Below are 19,797 nucleotides of genomic sequence, written 5' to 3' on the forward strand. Positions count from 1 at the left end.
TCAGGCTCGGGATGACGTTATTGGACGGGACCTCTCCAAACCAACCTCGTCACCCCGGACTTGATCCGGGGTCCCGCTTCTTCACTTCTTTCAACCCTTGCGACGAAGAACCGGGATCTCGGATCAAGTCCGAGGTGACGTGCGTATTTCCGCCGGGTGCCTGCAAGAAATGCACCGCCCGGCCCGGGTTCGCCTTTGCGGGGGACGGCCGGGGCCGCTATGTGGGGCGGGACAGGCGCGCGTACCGGCGCCGATGCGAGGCGGGTTGATGGCTGGCGACAAGATGAAGCGGTTCGGGATGGTTCTGGGTACGGCGACGATGCTCGCCGGCACGGCGCAGGCGCAGCAGTCGCTGCTGCCGGCCGATATCGTGCCCGAGACGCAGGACGCGCCCGCGGCCCCCGCCGCCCCGCGCATCCAGGTGCCGACCGTTCCCGTGCCGTCGCCCGCCGCGCAGCGCCCGCTCCCCAAGCTGTCCGGCGAGCAGGCGGCGCTTCTTGCCCAGTTGCTCGGCAAGGATACCAACGAGCAGGGCCTGCGCTTTTCGGGCCGGGCGGCGCCCGCGCCCGCCGACAACGACGCGCTGGTGCGCGCCGCGCTCGACCACGCCCATGCCGTGCGCGCCGGGCGACTGGACACGGCGGATTTCCAGGCGGACTGGGCGCTGCGGCCACAGCCCTATGATCCCTATCCCTCGTTCGTGCAGGCGGTGCAGGCCGATCGCCTCGGCCAGTGGTTCGCCGAACTGCCGCCGCCCTGGGCGGGGTATGAGGGGCTTCGCAAGGGCCTGGCCACCTATCGCGGTATCGCGGCGAAGGGCGGGTGGAAGGCGATCCCCGCCGGTCCCGACATGGGGATGGGCGCCAAGGGCGCGCGCGTCGCCGCGCTGCGCGAACGGCTGGCGATCGAGGACAGCGCGGTTTCGGCCACCGGCGCAACCTATGACGAGGGGCTGCGCACCGCGGTCCAGCGTGCCCAGCGCCGCTATGGCCTCAACCCGACCGGCGTCGTCTCGACCGGCACGCTCGCCGCGCTCAACGTGCCCGTCGCCACCCGCGTACGCCAGATCATGGCAAATATGGAACGCTGGCGCTGGCTGCCGAGCGAACTGCCCAAGGACCGCATTCAGGTGAACATCGCCGCCGCCGTCATGACGGTGTTCGAGGGCGACCAGCCGGTCATGTCGATGAAAGCGGTGACCGGCAAGCCTGGCGGCGGCGAGACGCCGATGCTGTCGTCCAGCATCCATTCGGTCGTGCTCAACCCGCCGTGGAACGTGCCCGCCGGCATCGCCAAGCGCGAGCTGTTTCCCAAGGGCATGGGCTATCTGAAAGCCAATGGCTTTCGCGTGATCGGCGAGGGGCCGGACGCGCGGCTTCAGCAGGCGTCGGGCGACACCAGCGCGCTCGGCCGGTTCAAGTTCGACTTCGACAATCCGTTCGCGGTCTATTTGCACGACACGCCCGCCAAGGGCGGCTTCTCGCGCTTCGACCGGCTCGCCAGCCATGGCTGCATCCGCCTCGAAAAGCCCAATGCGCTGGCCAAGCGGCTGCTGCGCGACGTGCCCGAATGGAACGAGGCGGCGATCGACGAGCTGACCACCACCTCGACCAAGACGGTTCGCGCGCGGCTCAATACGCCGGTCGCGGTCTATCTGCTCTACTGGACCGCGTTCGCCAGCGGGAACGGGCAGATCAACTTCCGCGACGATCCCTATGGCTGGGATGCAAAGCTCGCCGACAAGATCGAGAACCGCTCGGCCGTGCAGACGCAGGTCGCGTCGCGCTGATGACCCCTGACTGGAGACTGTCCTTGATGCGCCTCAAGATTCGCCCGGCCCTCATGCTTCTGCCGCTCGCGCTGGCGGCCTGTTCGGGTGAGCCCGAGGTGCCCGCGCCCGAGGGGCCGGACGCCAACCTGACCGAGGCGATGCCGACGCCCGAGCCGCTGCCGAGCGCGACGCCCGAGCCGGTCGCGACGCCCTCGCCCGAGCCGACCTTCGACGCCGCCCCGCCGCCTAAGGTGGCCGAGGATCAGCAGATGATCGACGATGCCGAAGCGACGGGGATGACCGCGCGCGTCACGCGCGACGAGCAGCGTCCGACTGACGAGGAAACGCCGGTCCCGGTCGAAGAGAAGCAGTAAGGTCGAGAAGAAGAAGCGGGACCCCGGATCAAGTCCGGGGTGAAGGTGCTTTTGGAGGGCGAACCTCTCAAACCACGTCATCCCGGCCTTGAGCCGGGATCCCGCTACTTCTTCTAAATCACCCCCCGTTCGCCATCCGCATCGCCCAGCTGGCGTAGAGCGCCCCCCAGCCATGCGCCGGGTGCTTCGGATCGAGCGCCATGCCGAAGCCATGGCCGCCCTTGTCATAGAAATGCGCCGCCACCGACACGCCGGCGGTGCGCGCCGCGGCGATCATCGCGGTGCTCATCTCCAGCGGCACGATCGGATCGTCGGCGGCGTGCAGCAGGAACAGCGGCGGCGTGCCGGCATCGACGCGGCGTACTGCATCGTAGCGCGCCGTCGCCTCGTTCATCGGCGAGGGGCCGAGCAGGTTGGCGCGCGACCGGCTGGGCGATCCCGATTCCGCCAGCGTCGTCACCGGATAGACCAGCCCCGAGAAATCGGGCCGCGTCCAGGCGCGGTCGGTCGCATCGACGGGCTCGTAAACGGGATCGTTATACGCCGTCGACAGCGACGCGGCGAGGTGCCCGCCTGCCGAAAAGCCGAGGATGCCGAGCTTCTTCGGGTCGATCCCGAACTCGGCGGCCCGCGTACGGATGATCCGCATCGCGCGCTGCGCATCCTGAAGCGGCACGTCGGCGCGGTTCGCCCAGCCCTCACCCGGCAGGCGATAGACCAGCGCGAAGACCGTGAAGCCGAGCGGGTTCAGCACCTTGGCGACATTGTGCCCCTCATTCTCGACCGACACGAACTGGTATCCGCCGCCGGGGATCGAAAGGATGCCGATGCCGTTGGGATTGGCGGGGCGATAGACCGACAGGGTGGGCTTCGCGATCCCGCGCAGCCACAATTCGCGCCCGTCGGGGCCGTAGCGGACGAGGGTGGGGAGCTTTGCCGGCGTCCCCGGTGCCTTGCCCGGCCACAGGTCGAACGTTTCGCGCGGGGGCCAGGGCAGGTCGCTCGGTCGGTCGGGCCCGGTCTGTGCCCGGGCGGTCCCGGCCGCGACCAGACCCGCGGCGGTCATGCCCAGCATCGTGCGTCGGTCCATCGTCATCCCCTCAATTGTCATCGCCGCTTCATACTGAAGCGCGAGGCTTTGCATCCGGTGGCCGGGTCCCATATGGGACCGCCATCCCCTTACTCGCGCGAAAGGCGACGATGTGAAAGACGTTCTGGTGATCGGTGCGGGCGGCGTTTCGTCGGTCGCGGTGCATAAGATGGCGAAGAACCCCGGCCTGTTCGGCAAGGTGACGCTCGCCAGCCGCCGCAGGTTCAAGTGCGACGCGATCGCCAAGTCGGTTCAGGAGCGTTTCGGCGTCGAGATCGCGACCGCCGAGGTGGACGCCGACGACGTGGACGCGACCGCGCTCCTGATCGATCAGGTGAAGCCCAAGCTCGTCGTCAACCTCGCGCTCCCCTATCAGGACCTCAATCTGATGGAGGCGTGCCTCAAGACCGGCGTCGATTATCTCGACACCGCCAATTACGAGCCGCGTGACGAGGCCAAGTTCGAATATGGCTGGCAATGGGCGTATCAGGACCGCTTCAAGGAAGCCGGTCTGATGGCGCTGTTGGGCTCGGGCTTCGACCCCGGCGTTACCAGCGTGTTCGCGACCTACATCAAGAAGCATCTGCTCGACACGATCGCGACGCTGGACATCCTCGATTGCAATGGCGGCGATCACGGCCAGCATTTCGCGACCAACTTCAACCCCGAGATCAACATCCGCGAAGTGACCGCGCCCGCGCGTCACTGGGAGAACGGCGATTGGGTCGAGACACCCGCGCTGTCGGAGCGTCAGGTGTTCATCTTCGACCAGGTCGGCGCGAAGAACATGTACCTGATGTACCACGAGGAGCTCGAAAGCCTCGTCAAGCACATCCCCGAGATCAAGCGCGCGCGCTTCTGGATGACGTTCGGCGAGCAGTATCTGACGCACCTGCGCGTGCTCCAGAACGTCGGCATGACCTCGATCGAGCCGGTGATGTACGAGGGGCGCGAGATCATCCCGCTCCAGTTCCTGAAGGCGGTGCTCCCCGAACCCTCGACGCTCGGCGAGACGACCAAGGGCAAGACCAACATCGGCGACATCGCGACGGGGACGAAGGACGGGGCGGAGAAGACCGTCTATGTCTACAATGTCTGCGACCACGAGGACGCCTATGCCGAGACCGGCAACCAGGCGGTAAGCTATACCACCGGCGTGCCCGCGATGATCGGCGCCGCGCTGATGCTGAACGGCCAGTGGCGCGGCACGGGCGTGTTCAACATGGAAGAGTTCGATCCCGATCCCTTTATGGACATGCTGAACGCGCACGGCCTGCCCTGGCAGGTCAAGGAACTGCCCGAGCCGTTGAAGTTCTGATCCAGGCGTCACCCCGGACTTGTTCCGGGGTCCACCGTTCCGCAGGCGCCGCCGCCCGCAGCTCGTGCGGGGCGGTGGATGCCGGAACAAGTCCGGCATGACGAGTATGACGACATGAAGCCCGACGACACCTGCGCCGCCTCGCCGATGACGACCAAGTCGGGCGGGGCGGGCGCCTTTGCCCGCTTCGACCTCGGCCGCGTGCCGAGCCCCTGCTTCGTCGTCGACAAGGCGGCGATCGAGCGCAACCTGTCGATCCTCGCCGACGTCCGCGACCACGCGGGGGTGAAGGTATTGCTTGCGCTCAAGGCATTCTCGATGTGGTCGCTGGGCGATCTGGTCGGGCGCTATCTCGACGGCACCGCCACCTCGGGCCTATGGGAAGCGCGCCTTGCCGCCGAGCACTATAAAGGCGAGGTCGCGACCTTCTGCGCGGGCTACAAGGCGGGCGACATGGTCGAGGTGGCGACGCTGTCCGACCACATCATCTTCAACTCGCCCGGCCAGCATCGCCGCTTCGCCGATCTGCTCGCCGCCGCGCGGCACGGCGGCGCGTCGTTCGACGTGGGCCTGCGCCTCAACCCCATGCATGCCGAGGGGGAGGTGCCCAAATACGACCCCGCCCAGCCGCATTCGCGCCTTGGCCACCCCGCCGACCAGCTGACCGCGGCGGACATGGAGGGGGTGAGCGGCCTTCATTTCCACACGCTGTGCGAACAGGACTTCCCGCCGCTCCGCCGGACGTGGGAAGCGCTGCGCCCGCGGATCGAGCCGTATCTCGGCCAGCTCAAATGGCTGAACTTCGGCGGCGGGCATCACATCACCCGCAGCGACTATCAGCGCGACGATCTGGTCGATTTCCTGAAGGCGGTGAAGGCCGACACCGGCCTTGAGGTCTATCTGGAGCCCGGCGAGGCGATCGCTTTCGACGCCGGTATCCTTGTAGGCGAGGTGCTCGACGTGCTCGACAACGGGATGCCCGTCGGAATCGTCGACATTTCTGCCACCTGCCACATGCCCGATGTGATCGAAGCGCCCTATCGCCCGGCGATGCTGGGCGAGGTGGAAGGCGGCGTGCCGGTGCGGCTCGGCGGCCCCTCCTGCCTAGCGGGCGACATCCTCGGCGACTATCGTTTCGCCGAGCGTCCCGAGCCCGGCACGCGCATCGCCTTCCTCGATCAGGCGCATTATTCGATGGTCAAGACGACTACTTTCAACGGCGTGCCCCTGCCGGCGATTGCGCTATGGGACTCGCGCGACGACAGCCTGGAAATGGTGCGCGAATTCGGGTGGGAGACGTTCCGGGATCGGTTGTCCTAAGCCTTAGACAATTACCGGCCTCCGCGTTCTACGGCAATTCATAGCAATGAGTGACGGCAAGACCTCTCGTGACGTGATGCTGCAGCGGCTTCAAATGAAGCGCGCGACATCGATACTCGGGATGGTTGTCATGTTCGCCCTGCTGGCGGCGCTATGCGCCATGCTCGTCTTCGTTTTCACCTCGGACGACGGGGTCGCCTGGATCAAATGGCCCGGCGGATCATCGCGCTCGGTTTCCCTATGGTACTTTGAGGTCGGGGCCGCGGCTGTCCTGTTGCCGGCGATCGCTCTTCTGGGCTGGCGGCTCGCCTTCGGCCTCTATCTGTTTTCGATTGCTGCGCGACCCGCGTCGATCGACCTTTCACTGGAAGCGGGCGAGACGATCCGGTGGGAGGGCCACCAGGGGATCCGGGCTCTCGGTCGCCTTCACTGGATGGGGATCGCCGTAACGGCGGCGGTCGCGCTGCTGTGTGTCGTGTCGCTCTGGCGCGGCTGGTCGACAGCGGAAAGTACGAGTGAAGGCGCGTTCGGCACGTTCATCGTACTGATGCTCGGCGGCTTTTCGGTGATCGGCATCATCGTGATATACGGCGGCGAGGTGATGCGGCTCGCGCTAGACCGCATGGCGATCACCGACCGCCGGATCATGTGGACCGATCGAAGGGGCCGGGTCGGACGAGAACTGTGGGGGAGCGAACTGATCGGAGCCGGGATCGTCGAGGGTGACGAGCGACGCGGCTGGGTGACGGTGACGACAAGGCGCGGGCGGCGCGTGCGGGAGCTGGACCTTCATGGCGTGCCCCGTCCACAGGCGGCCGTCGCGGCGATCGACGCACTGATGCGCGACCAACCTCAAGCCTGAAGATACGAAAAGGGCGGCGGAAGCATGATGCCTCCACCGCCCCTCCTACACTGGTGATTACAATCAGCCGCGCCGTGCGCCCAACCGTACGACGTTGCCGCTGTCGGCGTCGTCCTCGAGGCCGGCGTATAGCGTCGCCATCGGCTCGTCCGAGACCTCGATGGTCTCATCGGTGCCGAAACCGTTGAAGGCCGTGCGCATCGCCGAGCCATAGGCACCGAGCATCCCGACCTCGATATAGTCGCCGGTATCGACGTCGGCTGGCAGGTCGAACGGCCCGGCCATATGGTCGAGATCGTCGCAGGTCGGCCCGTAGAAGCTGAACGCGACGTCCTTCGCCCGGCTTTCCTCGGCGCGCAGCAGCGTCACCGGGAAGCGCCACGCGACGTGCGCCGCGTCGAACAGCGCGCCGTAGGCACCGTCGTTGATGTAGAGCTCGTCACCGCGGCGCTTCTCGACGCGCACGATCAGCGAGCTGTACTCGGCGCACAACGCACGGCCGGGCTCGGCCCAGAGCTCGGCCGAATAGCTGATCGGCAGGCTCTCGAACGCACGGTGGATCGTCTCGAAATAACGCTCCAACGGCGGGGGCTCCATCCCCGGATAGGCCGAGGGGAAGCCGCCGCCCACGTCGATGACGTCGACCGTCACCGCCGCCTCGACGATCGCCATGCGGACGCGTTCCATCGCTTGAGCATAGGCATCGGGCGACATCGCCTGGCTGCCGACATGGAAGCAGATGCCGAGCGTGTCGGCCGCCTGGCGTGCGGCGAACAGCAGCGCCTTGGTCTCGCCCGGACCCGCGCCGAACTTCGACGCAAGGCTGAGCTTCGACAGCTCCGACGACACGCGGATGCGCACGCACAGCGTCAGGTCGTCGGCACCCTTGGTGGCGCGGACGATCTTCTCAAGCTCCTCGATCGTGTCGAGCGAGAAGGTGCGGACGCCGTGCGTGAAATACGCCTCGGCGATCGCCTCCTCGGCCTTGACCGGGTGCATGAAGCAGAGCGTCGACTCGGGCAGCGTGCGCGCGACGAGGCGCACTTCGCCGATCGAGGCCACGTCGTAATGCGTGACGCCGTTGTCCCAGAGAATCTGGAGAAGGTCGGGCGACGGGTTCGCCTTGACGGCATAAAGCGTCCGACCCGGGAACTTCTCGACGAAGAACCGAGCCGCACGAGCCGCAGCGTGCGGACGAACCAGCGTTACCGGCTGAACCGGTCGAAGGGTGTGAGCTACCCCCAGCGCGCGATGATGCTTGGCCAATTCAAGGGACCTCCAATTGCCTTTCGGCATACGGTGAAAAAAGCTGCCTTGCGGTTGGAAGTCCCATGGGGCAGCGGAGGGCGCACATAGGGTCCACACCCCTGGGTGTAAAGCGATTCTGCGCAGCTTTTTGGGCGATGGGACGATTTGTGACGTTTATGCGACAACCCACTCGCGCTGGCGTCCGCGACGCCGCCGCCAAGATCGCCGCGGTGGTGCCGCCGACCCCGCTGCTGACCGCCGACATTCACGGGCAAGTCGTTGCGTTCAAGGCGGAATGTCTGCAGCCGATGGGCGCGTTCAAGCTGCGCGGGGCCTGGCACCGGCTGACCGCGATCGCAGCGGAGGACAGGGCGCGCGGGGTCGTCGCCTTTTCCTCGGGCAACCATGCACAGGGCGTGGCGTGGGCGGCGAGAGCATTGGGCATGCCCTGCGTTATCGTGATGCCGGCGGACGCGCCCAAGGTGAAACGGGACGCGACGCTCGCCATGGGCGGTGAAGTGGTGAGCTACGATCGCCGGACCGAAAGCCGTGAGAAGATCGCCGCTTACCTCGCCCATGCGCGCGGCGCGGTGCTGGTGCCGAGCTTCGACGACCCCTGGATCATCGAGGGGCAGGGAAGTGCTGGGATCGAGGCGGCGCGTCAGGCCGAGGCGCAGGGCTTCGGCCCCATTGGGCGGGTGGTAGCGCCCTGCGGCGGCGGCGGGCTGGCCGCGGGCCTCGCGCTCGCGCTGCCCGAGGCCGCGGTCGTGACGGCGGAGCCGGTCGGCTGGGACGACATGGCGCGGAGCCTGAAGGCCGGATGGATCGAGCCAGTCGGTGACGATGCGCCGCCGACCGCGTGCGACTCGCTCCAGACGATGCGGGTGAGCGAACGGACGTTCGAGGTGCTGGCGCGCCGCGACGCGCACGGCGTGGCGGTGAGCGAGGCGGAGGTGCGCGCCGCGCAACGTTGGGCCGCGGCAAAGCTTAGGCTGGTGGTCGAGCCCGGCGGCGCGGTGGCGCTCGCCGCGTTGCTGTCGCGCAGGGTCGAGCCGATGCCGGGGACGCTGGTGATGCTGTCGGGCGGCAATACCGACCCCGAGGATTACGCCCGCGTGCTGGCCGGCGAGGCGGTGTTCGTGGGGGAGCCCGCCTGATGCCCGCGCCCACCGCCACCGTCTCGACGCTGCTCGGGATCGCGATGCTCGGCGTCTTTGCGCTGCTGATCGGCGCCATTGTCCTGTGGCGCCGCGGCGAGCGGCAGAAGCCGGTGCTGATGGCGCTGGCGGCGCTCGTCACGCTCGCCAACGTGCTGATCTGGACGGTTTAGGTCGGGACACTACATTCGAGAGCCGTCACCCCGGACTTGATCCGGGGTCCCGCTTCTTCTTCTTCGGGCCGAGCAAAGAAGCGGGACCCCGGCTCAAGGCCGGGGTGACGAGTGAATTCTATCCCGCTCGGAGCCGGCTGTAGCGCCGCCCGTACGCCAGATAGATCGCCAGCCCGATCATCGTCGCGATCACGAACCGGCCCTGCGTCGTCGCGGGCAGGCTGGCGAAGAGGTAGAGGCAGCCGATAATTGCCAGCGTGCCGACCAGCGTCGGTGCCGGGCAGCGGAACAGGCGCTTGGCGTCGGGTGCGGTGCGGCGCAGCACCATCATGCAGACCGCGACCGCAATGAACGCGACCAGCGTGCCTGCATTGGCGAGCTCCGCCAGCTCGTCGATCGGGAAGAAGCCCGCGATCGCCGCGCTGACGAGGCCGGAGAGCAGCGTGATCCGCACCGGCGCGCCCTTGTCGCTCAGCTTCGCCAGCCCCTGCGGCAGCAACCCGTCGCGCGCCATCGCGAGGAAAACGCGGCTCTGGCCGTACATGAAGACGAGGATGACCGACGGAAGCGCCACGATCGCGGCGAGCGCAATCGCGCGTGCGGCGGTAACCTGGCCGACCGAACGCAGGACGAGCGCCAGCGGTTCGGGCGAGTTGGCGAGCTGGAGATAGGGCATCGCCCCGACCGCGGCGAGCGCGATGACCATGTAGATGGTCGTGCACGCGATCATCGACCCGACGATTCCGATCTTGAGATCGCGCGTGGGATTCTTCGCTTCCTCGGCCGAAGTCGCCACCGTGTCGAAGCCGTAAAAGGCGAAGAACACGATCGCGGCCGCCGCCATCACCCCCTTGCTGGTGCCATTGACGGTGTGCGAGCCGAAGCCATAGGGCATGAACGGCGTCAGGTTCTCCGCCTTGAACGCCGGCAGCGCGTAGATGACGAAGATGGTCAGCGCGATCAGCTTGATCGCGACGAGGACGATGTTGAGCGTCGCACTCTCGCGCGTTCCCGCGATCAGGAGGCCCATGACGGCGAGCGCCACGAGGACGGCAGGCAGGTTGAGGATCCCCCCGGCATGCGGCCCGGCGAGCAGCGCGGTCGGCAGGTCCAGCCCCGCCGATTGCAACCACCCCACTAGATAGCCCGACCATCCGACCGCCACGGTCGAGCAGACCAGCGAATATTCGATGATGAGCGCCCAGCCGACGATCCAGGCGAACGTCTCGCCGATCGCGGCATAGGTAAAGGTATACGCGCTGCCCGCCGCGGGGATCATCGTCGCGAGCTCGGCGTAGGCGAGTGCGGCGCACGCGCAGACCGCCCCTGCGATCAGGAAGGCCAGGATCACCGCCGGCCCCGCCCGCTCGGCCCCGACGCCAGTCAGCGTGTAGATGCCGGTGCCGACGATCGCGCCGACGCCAAGGGCGATCAGGTGCGGCCAGCCCAGCGTCTTCTTCAGGCCCCCGCCGGGCGGCGCGGCCGCCTCCAGCCCCTTTCGCGGTCCCAGGATCGACATGTTGCACTCCCCGTTGATCGTATCGTTGGCGACCTTCCTTTCACGCTCGTCCCATCGGATCAACCGACTGACATTTTTAAGCATGGCCGGCACGGTTGCGAAACGAGTTTGGCGGACCCATTGAGGATGCACGGCGTTCTCTCGCCGAACCCAATCGCCAACCCCCAGGAGGGATTATCCATGGCCTTCGAACTGCCGCCGCTGCCCTATGCCTATGACGCGCTGGAGCCTGTGATCGACAAGGAGACGATGACGTTCCACCACGACAAGCATCATGCGGCCTACACCAACAAGCTGAACGAAGGCGTCGAGAAGGACGGGCTTCAGGGCAAGTCGATCGAGGAGATTATCGCCAACATCTCGTCGGCGTCGACGGCGGTGCGCAACAACGGCGGCGGTTACTGGAACCACGACTTTTTCTGGAAGACGATGGGCGCCAAGGACGAGCGCGGCGAACCCTCCGCCGAGCTTCAGGCAGCGATCGACCGCGATTTCGGCGGGCTCGACAAGCTGAAGGAAGAGTTCAACACCAAGGGTGCGGGCCAGTTCGGTTCGGGCTGGGCGTGGCTGATCGTTGACGAGAGCGGCAAGCTCAAGGTCACCTCGACCCCCAATCAGGACAATCCCCTGATGGACGTGGCCGAGGAAAAGGGCACGCCGCTGCTTGGCAATGACGTGTGGGAGCACGCCTATTACCTCACCTACAAGAACGACCGCCCCGGCTATCTGAAGGCGTGGTGGGACGTGGTGAACTGGAACACGGTGTCGAAGAGGTTTGCCGACGCGACGGCGTAACCAGCGTGCGGGGGGAGGGCCAAACGTCCTCCCCTCCACGGCATCCCGGACTTGATCCGGGATCTCGCTTCTTCACTTCTTCACCACGGCGAGAAGAAGCGGGACCTCGGATCAAGGTTGGGGTGACGAGAGGAGTCAGGCGACCTCTACGTGCAACGGCCGCTCACTCAGCAGATCGGCCACGGCGCGCGAGCCCGACGGCGTCTCGACCGCCGTATCCCCCCACCAGTCACAGTCGACCATCGGCCGCCCGGCGACGCCGCCCCCGGCGCGCAACGGGACCACCACCAGCAGCGCGGCATCGCCCGCCCGCCGCTCGAACGCGAGCACGTGGGCCGCGCGTTCGCCGGTTATCGCAAGCGGGGCCACCGGCGCTGCGAACAACTCGGGATGGTCCGCATGCAGGCGAAGCGCGTGAGCGATCAGCGCCTGCTTGACCCGGCCGCTTTGCCAGTCCGCGTCAGGCCACGCGGTGATCTCCCGCCGCGTCGCGTAATCCACCGGCCGGCGATTGTCGGGATCGACGAGGCTCAGGTCCCAGAACTCGGCGCCCTGATAGGTATCGGGCACGCCGGGGAGCGTCAGGCGCAAGGCCGTCTGGACGAGGCCGCCCAGCGCACCCGCCGGTGCGATCCGGTGCGCGAAGGCGGCGACGGCCGGCTCGGCGATCAACGCCGCGGCGACTGCGATCGCCCGCGCCTCATACGCCTCGTCCGGCGCGGTCCAGGATGAGCGCAGCTTCGCCTCGCGCAGCGCCTTGCGCGTCCACTCGCCGATGCGCTCCGCGAAGTCCGTGGCGGGATCGCCCGCCATCGGCCAAGCACCCACGATCGTCTGCAGGATCATATACCCATCGGCCGCGTCGATCCCGCGGTCGGCAAGCGCCAGCCCCTCGACCATCGCCCGCCATTCGCCGGGCATTTCGCTCAGCACCGCCAGCCGCGCGCGCACGTCCTCGCCGCGCTTGTGGTCGTGCGTCGCGGTGGCGAGCATCGCGTTCGGAAAGTCCCGCGCACGGCCTGCGATGCGATCGAGGAACGCGGCGGGACCTTGCGCGAACCGCGCGGGATCGAAGCCGACATCGGTGCGCGAGAGCAGGCGGCCGTAGCGGTAGAAGGCGGTATCCTCGACCGCCTTGGCCGCGAGCGGGGCGGCAAGCTGCTCGAACCGGCGCGCGGCGTCGCGCGCTTCCGGCCGGGTCAGCATCCATTCGATGAGGCGCGCTGGCAGGTTCTCTTCGCCCGGCGCGGTGACGGCACGCGTCGCGGCGGCGCGCAGGCGCTGGCCGTTGTCTTCGTCGCTGCCGGCATAGCTGCGATAGGCGTCGAACGCGATCAGTGTAGCCATCAGCGCGCGGCGGATCATGCCCTTCGTCACGTCCCGCCCAGCGATCGCATGGAAAGCCTCGGCGACGGTATCGAGCTGGCCGGGGAAGGTCCGTTCCAGCGTCTCGATCCGCGCCGCATGTTCCTCGGCATGGAAGTCGCCGGGGCGACCGCTCAGTTCGGTCCAGAGCGCGGTCAGTGGCGCTTCGCCCGCCGGGTCGTGGAGGAGGGCGGCGACCTCGTTCATGAAGTCGTAGCCGCTGGTGCCGTCGGTCTGCCATGACCGAGGTAGCGCCTCGTCGGCGGCGAGGATCTTCTCGACCACCAGATAGCCGCCGGGCCGCCGTTCCTCCATCGCCGCGCGCAGGCGCCGGCAGTAGCCGGGCGGATCGGACAGGCCATCGACATGGTCGATGCGCAGCCCGTCGATCAGCCCCTCTGAAAAAAGCAGCAGCGGCAGCGCATGGACCGCGACGAACACCGCCTCGTTCTCGATCCGCAGCGCGGCGAGCTCGGTAATGTCAAAGAAGCGCCGCCAGTTGATCTCGTCCGCCGCGGTCCGCCACCAGGCGAGGCGGTAATGCTGGCGTTCGAGCAACTTGTGCAGGCGATCGGGGTCGTCATAGGCGCGTGGATCGGCGGCGACCGCTTCGCGGTCCTCGGGCCGGATGGGGAAGCGGTGCGCGTCGTGGGCGATGATCGCCGCGCCGTCGTCTCTGACCCGCAGCGCACCGGACGCCAGTGCCTTTTCATAGGGCTCACCAAGAAATGGCGCGAGGAGCTTGCCGGTGGGCGCCCAGTCGATGTCGAAGAAGCGGGCGTAGCGGCTCGCCTGACCGTGTTCGAGCACGTCGAGCCACCAAGCGTTCTCGTCGCCCCCGACGCCCATATGATTGGGGACGATATCGATGATGATCCCGATGCCTCGCGAGCGAAGTGCCGCCGCCATCGCGCGAAAGCCGTCCTCGCCGCCCAGCGCCGGGTTGATCGTCGTCGGGTCGACCACGTCGTAGCCGTGCATCGACCCCGCCTTCGCGGTAGTGATCGGCGAAGCATAGAGGTGGCTGATGCCGAGGTCGGCGAGATAATCGGCAAGGCCGGCGGCGTCGGCGAAGGTGAAGCCGGCGTGGAACTGGATGCGATAGGTGGCGCGCGGGGTCATCGCCGGCGTTCCTTCTTGATGCGGTCGATGCGCGCGGCGACGTCGAGCCTCGCGAACAGGTCGGCGGCGGGGGCGGGCAGGCGGCGGCGCCAGTTGGGATGCTCGTCCACCGTACCGGGCAGGTTGGGCGCCTGGTCGAGGCCGAGCAGGTCCTCGACCGGCACGATCGCGAGTGCCGCGGGCGTGGCCGCGACGAAGGCGGCGGCGGCATCGACCGCGGGGTCGGGCGTGTCGGGCAGCGCGCCGTCGGCCACGCCTCCGTCGGTGGCGGCTCGCCAGAACGCCTCGCGTTCGGTGGCGCGGCCTTCGAGATCGGGCTCTTTCCCGGCAAGATCGGCGCGCCATTGAAGATCCGTGCCCCGCCACCAGCCGGCGACGGGCGCGAGGTCGTGCGTGCTCGTCATCGCCACCACGTCGGCGTCGTAATCGGCAGCAGCGACGAAACCGCCGTCCTTGGTCCGCTCGAACGGTAGCACGCGCATGCCGAGGATGCCGCGGTCTGTCAGCGCCTCGCGCAGGCCGGGCGGGACGACGCCCAGATCCTCGCCGATCACGATCGCCTTCGCCCGCGCGCTCTCGAGCGCGATCAGGCGAAGAAGCGCATCCTCGGGCTGGCGCAGATACGCGCCGTCGAGCGGAGAGGCGCCGTTCGGCACCACCCACAGCCGGCGGAGGCCGAGCGCATGGTCGATGCGGATGCCGCCGGCATGCGCCATCGCGCTGCGCAGCAGGTCGATGAACGGGCGGTAGTGCTTGGCTTTCAAAGCGACGGGCGAGAAGCTGGTAATCCCCCAATTCTGCCCCGCCGCCTGAAACGCGTCGGGCGGCGCGCCGATGCCGATGCCGAGCATCAGCTCGTCGCCCGCGGTCCAGGCATGGCTGCCGCCCACGTCGATGCCCACCGCGATGTCGGTGACCAGGCCGATGCGCATGGCCCCGGCCGCCTCGGCGGCGCGGGCGAGCGCGGTCTCGGCGCGCCACTGGGCATAGAGGTGGAAGTCGATCTCGGCCTCATGCTCGCGCGCGAAGGCGGTTACGGCGTCGCCGTCGGGGTCGTGATAGGTGGCGGGCCAATCCTGCCAGCCGCGCTTGCCGAAATGCGTGAACAGCGCCTCGAACAGCGCATGTCGGCGCAGGTCGTCGCCGGCCTCTGCCCGATACTGGTCGAACGCCGGATCGGGCTTCGCGAACTCACGGCGTAGGGCGGCCATCCGCGCGTCGACCGCACTCGGCCAGTCGATCAGGTCGCCGCCGGGATCGGGCGCATCCACGGGCGCGTACCAAGGGTTGAGAAAGCGGCGGCTGGACGGCGAATAGGGACTGTAGCGGCCCGGATCGGCGGTGAAGAGCGCGTGGACGGGGCTGAGCATCAGCGCGTCGGCGCCCGCCCGCGCGGCCTCGCCCGCGAAGTCGGCAAGCGCGGCGAAGTCGCCGATCGCGCCGTCCCCGCGCAGCGAATAGAGCTGGACCGCGGTGCCCCACAGCCGCTCGCCGGCATCGAGTGCCGCGCCGCGCGGCGGGGCGACGATCAGCTCGATCTCGCCGCCGCGATGCTCCAGCCGATGATAGCCGATCGCCTGCACCGGGCTGCCCGGTCGCACGTCGATCACCGATCCGCTTTCGAGGATCAGCCGCGCCGGCCCCTCGAACCCGGTCAGCGGCGTGCCGGCATCGACGACGCGGCACGTCTCGGCCGTGTCGGCGCGCAGCCGCGCGAGGCTGTCGGCGCATTGCCCGGCGCTGTCGCAATCGAGGCCGAGACCCGACAGGACCGCGCGCAGGCTTTCGACCGACACGCGCTGCGGCTGGCCGTCGGCATCTTCCCAGTCGATCAGGACGCCCGCCGCTTCGGCAAGCTGGCGGACGGCGTCGTCGCTCATGCGAGCCATGCGGCGAACGACGCGGGCGGCAGCGTGTCGCCCACCTCGCCGAGTGCGAACAACCGCTCGCCTTCGCCCGTCGCCGCGACCGGCGCGTCACCCAGGTTGATCGCCAGCGTCAGTACCGCCTCCCCCAGCCGCCAGCGCGCGCGGACGGCGCGATCGCCGATCACTTCCGCGCCGATCGCCATCGCGTCGGCGAGCAGCGGCACGATCCGTTCCCGCCGGATCGTCAGCAGGCCGCGGTAGAGCGCCTCCCAAGCCACGGCGTCGGGGCCGGGCAGGGGGCGCGACGCCTCGAACGTCGTGCGGGCATTGGGGTCGGGAATCGCCTCTCGGGCATCGGCATCTCCGAAGCCAGGATGGCCGGCAAATTCGCCGCGGCGACCGTTGCGAACGGCATCGGCAAGCTCGTCGTGGAAATCGGTGAAGAACAGGAATGGCGCCTCGGAGCCGACCTCGTCGCCCATGAAGGTGAGCGGGATTTGCGGGCAGAGAAGGAGCAGCGCTGTCGCGGCACGCAGCCGCGCGGGGTCGGTCAAACGCGTCAGCCGCTCGCCCATCGCGCGGTTGCCGATCTGGTCGTGGTTCTGGAGGAAGCTGACGAACCGGATCGGCGACAGATGGCCGCTCGATGCGCCCCGCGGCTTGCCCTTTTGGTTGGGCGAACCCTGGCCCTGGTAGATGAAGCCTTCCGACAGGCAGCGCGCAAGCTTCTCCTCGGGCGCTTCGGCGAAGTCGCGGTAATAGCCGTGCGTTTCGCCAGTCAGCAGGACGTGGAGGACGTTGTGAAAGTCGTCGTTCCACTGTGCGTCGTAGCTGCCGGCCAGCCGGTCGGGGTCGTTGTGCTCGTTTTCGAGCACCAGATGGACGTGGCGGTCGGGGAAGGCGGTGCGGACCTCGTCTGCCAGCCGGTCGAGGAACGCGTTGTCGCCGACCGCGTGGACGGCGTCGAGGCGTAGCCCGTCGAACCCCATCTCCCCCAGCCAGTAGAGCGCATTGTCGATGAAGAACCGCGCGACTGGCTCGCGCGCGAAGTCGATCGCGCCGCCCCAGGGGGTGTGGACGTCGGGTTTGAAGAGATTCGGCGCATAGGCGGGGAGGTAATTCCCGTCCGGCCCGAAATGGTTGTAGACGACGTCCAGGAGGACCATCAGTCCGCGCGCATGGGCCGCGTCCACCAGTGCCTTCAGCTCTTCGGGCGAGCCGTAGGCGGCATTGGCGGCATACGGCAGCACGCCGTCATAGCCCCAGTTGCGCATGCCCCCCGTCGCGGCGAGCGGCATCAGCTCGATCGCGGTGAAGCCCGTCGCGGCGATCGCGTCCAGCCGATCGATGACGCCGGCATAGCCGCCGAGCACACCGACATGCACCTCCTGGATCACCGCGTCCGTCCACGGCCGCCCGCGCCAGCCAGTTTCGCGCCATTCGTAAGCGGCCGGGTCGGTGACGACGCTACAGCCATGCACGTCGCCCGCCTGCCCGCGGCTCGCCGGATCGGGCACCGCCGTTCCGTCGGGCAGGCGGAAGCGGTAATGCGCACCCGGCCCGGCATCGGTGTCGGCTGCGAACCAGCCGTCCGCTTCCCGCGTCATCGGCAGCGGATCGGCGCCCTCGATCTCCAGCGTCAGCGTGTCGACGCCCGGCGCCCAGATCGAAAAGCGCGTGCCGCCGCCCGCGAGCGGTTCCGGCCCCCACCTCATTCGACGGGGCCGCTCGCGTAGATCAGCACCGCGGCGCGGTCCTTCACCTCGATCTCGGCGGCGTCGAGGTCGACCTCGCCGATCTCGGTATCCGCGCTGTCGATCAGCAGGCGGCGATGATGGTGAGGCTCGGGCAGCTTGAAGGTCAGCGGCGTCTCCGACCCGTTCATCAGCATCGTGATCGCCTCGAAACTCCCGTCCTCGCGGATCGCGGCGCGGCGCATCACCAACGCCTTACCAACCGGGTTTTGCCAGTCCTCGGGCGACAATTGCTGCCCGCGCTCGTCGAACCAGTCGATGTTGCGGATGCCGGGCGCGATCTCCTCGCCGTAAAGGAACGTCGCCGACCGAACGAGCGGGTAGTGCTGGCGGATCAGGATCAGGCGGCGCACGAAGTGGGCAAGGTTCTGGCCCTCCGCGCTCGCCGCCTGTTTCCAGTCGAGCCAGCTGATCTCGTTGTCCTGGCAATAGGCGTTGTTGTTGCCCATCTGCGTCCGCCCGAACTCGTCGCCCGCCAGCAGCATCGGCGTGCCGAGCGAGGCGAGGAGGGTGACGAGCATCGACCGGCGCACCCGCTCGCGCACGGCGGTGATCGCCGGGTCGTCGGTCGGCCCCTCGACCCCCCAGTTGCACGACAGGTTTTCCGAATGGCCGTCGCGATTGTCTTCGCCATTCGCCTCGTTGTGGCGATGTTCGTAGCGGGTGATGTCGGTCAGCGGCTGGCCGTCATGGCTGGCGACGAAGTTGACGCTGGCCCAGGGCCGCCGCGCGCGCCGGTCGAACAGGTCGCCGGAGCCGAGAATGCGGGCGGCAAACTCGGGCCGCACGCCCGCATCGCCCTTCCAGAAGCGGCGGGTGCTGTCGCGGAACTTGTCGTTCCATTCGGCGAAGCCCGGCGGGTGGTTGCCGAGCTGATAGCCGCCCGGCCCGATGTCCCACGGCTCGGAGATGAGTTTCACCCGGCCGAGCACCGGGTCCTGCCGCAGTGCGTCGAAGAAGCTGGCGCCGGGATCGAACGCGCCGTCGCCGGTGCGGCCCAGCGTCGCGCCCAGATCGAAGCGAAAGCCGTCGATGCGATAGCTCTCGGCCCAGTGGCGCAGCGAATCCATCACCATCTGAAGCACGCGCGGCTGGTCGAGATTCAGCGTGTTGCCGGTGCCGGTATCGTTCACACAGTAGCGCGGATTGTCCTTTTGCAGCCGGTAATAGGTCGCGTTGTCGAGGCCGCGGAAGCACATCGTCTGCCCCATCTCGCTGCCCTCGGCGGTATGGTTGTAGACGACGTCGAGAATCACCTCGATCCCGGCGGCGTGAAAGCGGCGGACGGCGAGGCGCAGGTCGTCGGCATCGCCGCGCCCCAGATAGCGGGCCTCCGGCGCGAAGAAGGCGAGGCTGTTGTAGCCCCAGTAATTGACCAGCCCCTTTTCCTTCAGGAACCGGTCCTGGACGAAGCCGTGGACGGGCATCAGCTCGATCGCAGTGATGCCGAGCCGCTGGAGATGCGCGATCACGTCGGGGTGGCTGAGCGCGCGGTACGTGCCGCGCTCGGTCGCGGGCACGCTCTCCATCAGGCGGGTGAGGCCCTTCACATGCGCTTCGTAGATCACCGTTTCGGACCAGGGCGTGTTGGGCCGGCGATCGTCACCCCAGTCGAAGCTGTCGGCGACCACCACCGACTTGGGCATCGCGGGCGCGCTGTCGCGGCGGTCGAAGCTCAAGTCGGCGCGGGGGCTGGCGACGCGATAGCCGTGCAGCGCATCGCTCCACCGCACGCGGCCGAAGGTGCGTTTGGTATAGGGGTCGAGCAGCAGCTTGTTGGGGTTGAAGCGGTGGCCCTGCTCGGGCTCGTACGCCCCGTGCGCGCGAAAGCCGTAGAGCATCCCCGGCCGTGCGTCGGGCAGGTAGCCGTGCCAGATCTCGTCGGTCCATTCGGGCAGTTCGAGGCGTGCGATCTCCTGTCGCCCCGTCTCGTCGAACAGGCACAGCTCGATCTTCTCGGCATGGGCGGAAAAGACGGCGAAGTTGACGCCCAGCCCGTCGAACGTCGCGCCCAGGGGGTAGGGGGCGCCGCTTTCGAGGCGATCGGGAATGCGGGTCAAG

15 protein-coding genes are annotated in these 19,797 nt (G+C 68.1%); 8 read left to right on the top strand and 7 right to left on the bottom strand.

The genetic code is table 11. The features are described from left to right. The first annotated feature begins 268 nt into the window (after window positions 1–268). Both FHR19_RS15335 and FHR19_RS15340 read left to right on the top strand, forming a co-directional pair. Window positions 269–1,789, top strand: coding sequence for a L,D-transpeptidase family protein (locus tag FHR19_RS15335; RefSeq protein WP_246359567.1), 1,521 nt, complete (start codon window positions 269–271; stop codon window positions 1,787–1,789). A 26-nt stretch (window positions 1,790–1,815) separates the two neighbouring features. Then, window positions 1,816–2,145, top strand: a complete 330-nt coding sequence (locus FHR19_RS15340; RefSeq protein ID WP_184030277.1) for a hypothetical protein — start codon at window positions 1,816–1,818, stop codon at window positions 2,143–2,145. Window positions 2,146–2,263: 118 nt separating this feature from the next. Here the strand turns inward: FHR19_RS15340 and FHR19_RS15345 are convergent, their stop codons facing one another. Beyond that, complete coding sequence (locus FHR19_RS15345; protein WP_246359568.1) at window positions 2,264–3,235, bottom strand: alpha/beta hydrolase; 972 nt, start codon at window positions 3,233–3,235, stop codon at window positions 2,264–2,266. A 112-nt stretch (window positions 3,236–3,347) separates the two neighbouring features. Between FHR19_RS15345 and FHR19_RS15350 the strand changes: the two genes are divergently transcribed. The 3 genes from FHR19_RS15350 to FHR19_RS15360 all read left to right on the top strand — a co-directional run bounded on the left by FHR19_RS15350 (window position 3,348) and on the right by FHR19_RS15360 (window position 6,735). Beyond that, on the top strand, window positions 3,348–4,553 hold the full coding sequence (locus tag FHR19_RS15350; RefSeq protein WP_184030279.1) for a saccharopine dehydrogenase C-terminal domain-containing protein: 1,206 nt from the start codon (window positions 3,348–3,350) through the stop codon (window positions 4,551–4,553). A 147-nt stretch (window positions 4,554–4,700) separates the two neighbouring features. Beyond that, the gene (locus tag FHR19_RS15355; RefSeq protein ID WP_184030481.1) at window positions 4,701–5,873 is read left to right on the top strand and encodes a carboxynorspermidine decarboxylase; all 1,173 of its coding nucleotides are present in this window, start codon (window positions 4,701–4,703) and stop codon (window positions 5,871–5,873) included. A 46-nt stretch (window positions 5,874–5,919) separates the two neighbouring features. Next, a complete protein-coding gene (locus tag FHR19_RS15360; RefSeq protein WP_184030281.1) occupies window positions 5,920–6,735 on the top strand; it encodes a hypothetical protein in 816 nt (271 codons plus the stop codon). 63 nt (window positions 6,736–6,798) lie between these two features. Here the strand turns inward: FHR19_RS15360 and FHR19_RS15365 are convergent, their stop codons facing one another. Then, window positions 6,799–8,001, bottom strand: coding sequence for a type III PLP-dependent enzyme (locus FHR19_RS15365; RefSeq protein ID WP_246359569.1), 1,203 nt, complete (start codon window positions 7,999–8,001; stop codon window positions 6,799–6,801). Window positions 8,002–8,159: 158 nt separating this feature from the next. Here FHR19_RS15365 and FHR19_RS15370 point away from each other — a divergent pair, with 158 nt between their 5' ends. Continuing rightward, a complete protein-coding gene (locus FHR19_RS15370; RefSeq protein WP_246359570.1) occupies window positions 8,160–9,140 on the top strand; it encodes a threonine ammonia-lyase in 981 nt (326 codons plus the stop codon). Next, entirely contained in the window at window positions 9,140–9,313 is a 174-nt protein-coding gene (locus FHR19_RS15375; RefSeq protein WP_184030287.1) for a hypothetical protein, read from the top strand. Before FHR19_RS15370 ends, FHR19_RS15375 begins: the two co-directional genes overlap by 1 nt. Window positions 9,314–9,431: 118 nt before the next feature. Here the strand turns inward: FHR19_RS15375 and FHR19_RS15380 are convergent, their stop codons facing one another. Then, the gene (locus FHR19_RS15380) at window positions 9,432–10,832 is read right to left on the bottom strand and encodes an APC family permease (protein ID WP_184030289.1); all 1,401 of its coding nucleotides are present in this window, start codon (window positions 10,830–10,832) and stop codon (window positions 9,432–9,434) included. Window positions 10,833–11,012: 180 nt separating this feature from the next. Between FHR19_RS15380 and FHR19_RS15385 the strand changes: the two genes are divergently transcribed. Further along, complete coding sequence (locus FHR19_RS15385) at window positions 11,013–11,627, top strand: superoxide dismutase (protein WP_184030291.1); 615 nt, start codon at window positions 11,013–11,015, stop codon at window positions 11,625–11,627. A gap of 135 nt (window positions 11,628–11,762) precedes the next feature. Here FHR19_RS15385 and treY read toward each other — a convergent pair whose 3' ends face one another. Genes treY through glgX form a run of 4 tightly spaced genes read right to left on the bottom strand, consistent with a single transcriptional unit; the run spans window position 11,763 to window position 19,796 of the window. Continuing rightward, the gene (gene treY, locus FHR19_RS15390; protein WP_184030294.1) at window positions 11,763–14,114 is read right to left on the bottom strand and encodes a malto-oligosyltrehalose synthase; all 2,352 of its coding nucleotides are present in this window, start codon (window positions 14,112–14,114) and stop codon (window positions 11,763–11,765) included. Further along, window positions 14,111–15,994: a 4-alpha-glucanotransferase gene (malQ, locus tag FHR19_RS15395; protein ID WP_184030295.1), complete on the bottom strand. Its 1,884-nt coding sequence runs from the start codon at window positions 15,992–15,994 to the stop codon at window positions 14,111–14,113. The genes treY and malQ overlap by 4 nt, the downstream gene beginning before the upstream one ends. Next, window positions 15,991–17,697 carry a malto-oligosyltrehalose trehalohydrolase gene (gene treZ, locus FHR19_RS15400; RefSeq protein ID WP_184030298.1) on the bottom strand — a complete coding sequence of 569 codons (1,707 nt, stop codon included), beginning with the start codon at window positions 17,695–17,697 and terminating at the stop codon, window positions 15,991–15,993. The genes malQ and treZ overlap by 4 nt, the downstream gene beginning before the upstream one ends. Further along, window positions 17,694–19,796 carry a glycogen debranching protein GlgX gene (gene glgX / locus FHR19_RS15405; protein WP_184030300.1) on the bottom strand — a complete coding sequence of 701 codons (2,103 nt, stop codon included), beginning with the start codon at window positions 19,794–19,796 and terminating at the stop codon, window positions 17,694–17,696. The genes treZ and glgX overlap by 4 nt, the downstream gene beginning before the upstream one ends. Window position 19,797 lies beyond the last annotated feature (1 nt).

Origin of the sequence: Sphingomonas yantingensis (assembly GCF_014199325.1) — a bacterium.
In the GTDB taxonomy this organism is placed as follows: Bacteria; Pseudomonadota; Alphaproteobacteria; order Sphingomonadales; family Sphingomonadaceae; genus Sphingomonas; species Sphingomonas yantingensis.